Genomic DNA, 5,023 nt, shown 5'->3' on the forward strand with positions numbered 1-5,023 from the left:
GAACTTTGCTGACTGCGCTGTCGGCCCCGTCGGATACCACCGCCTGCACGCCCGATAAAACGTACTCGCATCCTTAAACCCCAGCTGCTCGCTTACCCGCTCCATGGTCAGGCCCTGCTCTATCAGAGTCTGGGCTAGCTCCCTACGTATCTGGTTGACCAGTTCGGTGTAGCTGGTGTCTTCCTGTTTAAGGTGACGATAGAGGGTCTGGCGACTCAGGTGCAGTTGGGCGCAGATGTGGTCGAGGCTGAGTTTGTTGGGTAGGCTCTGACGAATCAACTGGCTGACGGTGCGGCTCAGGCTGGTGCCCTGTTCGACCTGCTTCAAGGCCTCTTGCGCGCGGGCCTGAAGCATCTGTCGCAGATAGTCATTGGCGCCGGTGATTGGGGTATCCAGAAAGGCGCGCGGCAGCTGCAGGCGATTGCGGTCGGCGTTGAAACGCAGGTTGTGCCCGAACAGTTGCTCGAAGGGTTCCATCTGCTGCGGACGCGGGCGCATCAGTGCGCAGCTGAGCGGCGTCACGGTGGTGCCGGTCATTTCGGCTGACCAGCACAGCAGAGCGCTGAGGCTGCGTTCTGCCGCGATCTGGGGGTAGGCGCGGTCGGCGGCGAAGTCGACTGTCAGCGTCAGCGCGCGTTGGCCTTCGCTCAGCGTCCAGCGTTCCGAGGGGTTCATCAGCGCGATATTGCGCTGGAATACCGCGAGCGCTTCGCCGACGCGGCGGCAGTGCCGCAACCTGCTGGCGAGCACGCCGTGAGCGGCCGGGTTGTACTGCTGACCGATGATCAGACCAAGCTCGGGCTGTGTGCTGTGGCGCTCGGCCAGCTGCCACAGTATCAGCAGCAGGGTCTCGCTGACCCGCTGCTCCTGCAACGGCGCGGCGTTGGCGCGCTGATCAAGCAGCGTTTCACGGTAGATGCCCGCGGCGAGCAGTTGCTGCGCACTGACCACATTCAACGCCAGCAGCAGATCGTGCAGATCGAGTACCGCCACGGCCGATACGCTGGTGTGCTTGCCCATCTTGCCTCGCTCCTGCGTGGGTTGCAGCCCCGACTCTAACGGTCCATCCACTGTCGCACCAGCACTAGTGTGCAACCAAAAGCCAGACTTATTGAACGCCGGTGCAATAGTCGCCAGCGAGCCTGCGCCCTAGCATCAGCTTATCCACAGCCAGAGGCCGCACCATGCACAACGAGCACCATATCCACTCCCTGGAGGCGCTGCGTGCGCTGATTCCTTCACCGCCGGCAATGATGCACAAGCGCCTGCAGCGCGCACTCGACGACTACTGCCTGACCATCATCCACCAGGCCTCGCTCTGTGCAGTTGGCTTTATTGATGACGCGCTGGATGTGACCTATCTGGACCTGCGCAACCACCCGGTACTGCAGGCCGAGGGGCAAGACATTTTGCTGCGCTGGCCTGCGTCCAAACCTGCTCCGCAGCTGCCGCCAGAGGGGCTGGCCTGCAGCCTGTATTTCGTTATGCCCGGCGTAGGCTTCAGCCTGCGCGCCAATGGCCGCTGCGTCCTGCAAGCGGATGCGAGCGGCAAGGTGCTGGCGTTTCGGGCTGAGGCGCTGTTCCTGCATTGTTCACGCGCCAAGGTGCGGGCGGATTTCTGGCAGGCACGCGGGCCTGACCAGCCCTTCATCGCGGAGGAAGGCGACGCCCTGAGCGCACGCGCACTGGCCTTTGTCGCACAGGCGCCGTATCTATTGATGCTGACCCGGCAGGGCGAGCATACCGAGCTGTCCCCACGCGGTGACCCTGAGGGCTTTGTGCAGCCTCTTGGCCCCAGCACCCTGCTAATCCCCGAGCGTCCGGGCAACAAGGTAGCGTGCACGCTGACCAATATCATTGATGACGGTGCACTGCGGCTGTCGCTGAACCATCCCGGCAGCAGCACGGTGCTGTCTGTCGCTGGCCGCGCCTGGCTCACCAGCGACCCGGAGGTGCTCAAACCACTGGCGGTGAACAACAAGGCGCCGAAGGTGGCTAGCGTGCTGGAGGTCGAGCGCTATCGCTTTCAGCATTGCCCGGAGCTGATCAGCGCGGGGTTGTGGGACTCGGCGACCTACCTGTCAGAAGACGCGATACCGGCGTTTTCGAAAATGCTGTCCGAGCACATGAACGGCCGCGGCCTGCTCGGCAAGGCGACCACGCTGGTGGTGGATGCGGTGGTCAAGCACGATCTCAAGCACCTGTACTAGGGACGCACCGATTAATTGCGCATGCGCTCTGAGCCACTAGCAATACTGGGCGTTGTTGCGACCCGCCGCCTTGGCGGCGTAGAGGGCGCGGTCGGCGCGGTTGAAGAGGTCATCAATCGAGGTATCGTCGCGGCGCCAGTCGGTCAAACCGATGCTGACCGTCACGCCGGGCAGCCCAGGCTCGCTGGTGACGGCGGCCAACAGCAGGCGCTCAGCCAGTTCGCTGGCCTGGGCCATCGTGGTGGCCGGCAGCAGCAGGATAAACTCCTCGCCGCCCTGCCGGCCGAACACGTCGGACTGGCGCAAGGTGTCTTCCATGCGGCGACAGAAGGCCTGCAGCACATGGTCTCCTATCTGATGACCATGCTGGTCGTTGATGGCCTTGAAGTGGTCCAGGTCGAGTGACAACACCGAGAAGGGTTCACCGCTGCGCCGACTGCGCCTGAACAGATCGCTGGCGGCGTCTACCAGCGCCCGGCGGCTGCGTACGCCGGTCAGCGTATCGGTCATGGCCAGCTGTTCAAAGTTGCTGCGGATGCGCTCGGACACCAGCAGCAGAAAGCCGATGTTGACGATCACCAGGCCAAAGGTGAAGGTGCCGAGGTACAGCGCCTGTAACCAGGATACCTCCAGCATGCCTTGCCCGTGCTGAGGCAGAAGCAGCGCATGGGTCCAGCGGGCGCCAAACACCAGGCACGAGAAGCCGATCCAGAAAGCGGTGAAATAGAGCCCCAACGAGCGACGCCGGTGGCTAGCGCGGTTCCGCAAGATCTGCCGGACAAATACCGCAGCGTGCATCAGGCTGGCGGCAAAGACGTAGCCCGTCAGGCTCAGGTAACGGCCACGCAGGCTGTCGACGACATGGGTAAAGTAGGTCTGGCCGATCCAGGCCAGAGCAAACAGTACAACCCAGGCGTGAAGCCGGGGTTGCTGAGCAAAGTGCTTCGCACTGCCAACCCAGTAGAAGGTATACGCCAGCATGGCTGCCGTATTCTGCACGGTAAAGGTCAGCCATTCAGGGGCCACACCACGCAAGATAATCAGCACGCCGGCCAGAGCCGCCAGCATCGAGCCGACAGCCCAGTCGCGTACACCGGGGATACCGAGCGTGCTGGCCCGCTCCATAAGCAGCAACACCATGCCCATGACCCCTATCAACAGCGTGGCCAACATGATCAGGGTGCGGGGGTCGTAAAGCGGGGTTACATCCATACATTGCGCTTCGTCGTCTGGTTCCTCCGCATTATGGTTCATAGCACGCTCCGCAGCATCAACCGTCTTGTCGGGAACCCTTGCCGCAGCTTTGGCCACGCGCCGAGTACAGCCGTGTGACCCGCTAGCCAGAGCGCGCGCGTAACGTCCAAGCGTCACCCCTCTGTAACCTGCATGTCATCTCACTGTCGCACTCTGACAGCCCGCACACCTGCTGTCCGATGAATGAGGTCCATCATGCATTCCCTTCGCCGCTCCCTTCGCCATCTGTGGCTCTCCCTTGCCCTGCTGCCCAGCCTGGTCAGCGCCCACGCACTGGAAGTGCACGGCTCCAACACCATCGGTGCGACCCTGGCGCCGATGCTGATGACCCAGTTTCTGCAACAGCTGAGCGGCCAACCGGTGACCAGCGCGGGCACCGGCACCGCCAACGAGACGATCCTCAGTACCCAGCGCAACGGCCAACCGCTGACGGTGCTGGTGGCAGCCCATGGCTCCAGCACCGGCTACAGCGCCCTGGCCGCCGGGCAGGCCGACGTCTGGGCAGCATCGCGCCGAGTCAAGGGCAGCGAAGCCCAAGCCATGGCCAGCCGGGCAGACCTGTTGAGCGGCGACAGCGAGCACATCATCGCCATCGACGGCCTGGCGATTCTGGTCCACCCCTCCAATCCGGTAAACCAGCTGAACATCGATACTCTGGCGCGTATCTTTGCCGGCGAGATCAGTAACTGGTCGGAGGTTGGCGGGCCGGACCGGGCGATTCAGGTCTACGCCCGTGATGAGCAATCCGGCACCTGGGACACCTTCAAGGAGCTGGTGCTGGCCGGGCGTTACAGCCTGACCGAGAGCGCACGACGCTATGAGTCCAATGACCAGTTGTCTGACGACGTGACCGCCAACCCCGGCGGCATCGGCTTTGCCGGCTTTGCCTCGGTCCGCAATGCCAAGCTGCTGGCGATTGCCGACGGCGAGGCTCCGGCGCTCAAGCCCAGCAAACTGACCGTGGCCACTGAGGACTACCCGTTGTCGCGCCGCCTCTACCTGTACACCCCCGGCACCGGCGGCGAGCCGCTGGCGCAGGAGTTTGTTGCCTTCGCCCAGAGCGACGCCGGCCAGGCGCTGGTGGCTGAGTCCGGTTTCTTCTCGCAGACGCCCTTCGCCGTGGACCCGGTGATGGACGACAGTGTGCCGGACAGCCTCAAACGCCTGACCGCCAACTATCAGCGGCTGTCGATCAACATTCGTTTTGACGAGGGCCACACCGACCTCGACAACAAGGCCAAGCGCGACCTGCTGCGCATTCAGCAATACCTCACACAGAGCGGCAAAAGCAGCCGCGACATCATGCTGATCGGCTTTGCCGACCAGCAGAGCCATGAGCTGCGTGCCCAGATGATCTCCGAGCTGCGCGCGCTGTCCGCCGCCAAGGCACTACGCGACATGGGCTCACCGGTACAGGGCCATATCGGTTACGGGCACTACAAACCCGTAGGCTCGGCCGGCGGGGAAAGCGGCGCGCGGCGCAATGGCCGGGTTGAGGTGTGGGTACGCCGCTAGGGCGTGCCCCGTGTGGCTGGATTCCCGCCTGCGCGCACTGCTGT

4 protein-coding genes are annotated in these 5,023 nt (G+C 63.6%); 2 read left to right on the forward strand and 2 right to left on the reverse strand.

The window, feature by feature from the left end:
• The coding region (locus CNQ84_RS16120; protein ID WP_096005863.1) for an AraC family transcriptional regulator at positions 1-1,020 on the reverse strand (1,020 nt) is incomplete at its 3' end.
• A 164-nt stretch (positions 1,021-1,184) separates the two neighbouring features.
• Between CNQ84_RS16120 and CNQ84_RS16125 the strand changes: the two genes are divergently transcribed.
• A complete protein-coding gene (locus CNQ84_RS16125) occupies positions 1,185-2,210 on the forward strand; it encodes a PNPOx family protein (protein WP_096005864.1) in 1,026 nt (341 codons plus the stop codon).
• Between the two features lie 36 nt (positions 2,211-2,246).
• Here the strand turns inward: CNQ84_RS16125 and CNQ84_RS16130 are convergent, their stop codons facing one another.
• Positions 2,247-3,464, reverse strand: a complete 1,218-nt coding sequence (locus CNQ84_RS16130) for a GGDEF domain-containing protein (RefSeq protein ID WP_096005865.1) — start codon at positions 3,462-3,464, stop codon at positions 2,247-2,249.
• A gap of 195 nt (positions 3,465-3,659) precedes the next feature.
• Here CNQ84_RS16130 and CNQ84_RS16135 point away from each other — a divergent pair, with 195 nt between their 5' ends.
• Positions 3,660-4,979 carry a substrate-binding domain-containing protein gene (locus tag CNQ84_RS16135; protein WP_217350118.1) on the forward strand — a complete coding sequence of 440 codons (1,320 nt, stop codon included), beginning with the start codon at positions 3,660-3,662 and terminating at the stop codon, positions 4,977-4,979.
• The last annotated feature ends 44 nt before the right edge of the window (positions 4,980-5,023 follow it).

It is taken from the genome of Pseudomonas abyssi (assembly GCF_002307495.1).
GTDB classification, from domain to species: Bacteria; Pseudomonadota; Gammaproteobacteria; order Pseudomonadales; family Pseudomonadaceae; genus Halopseudomonas; species Halopseudomonas abyssi.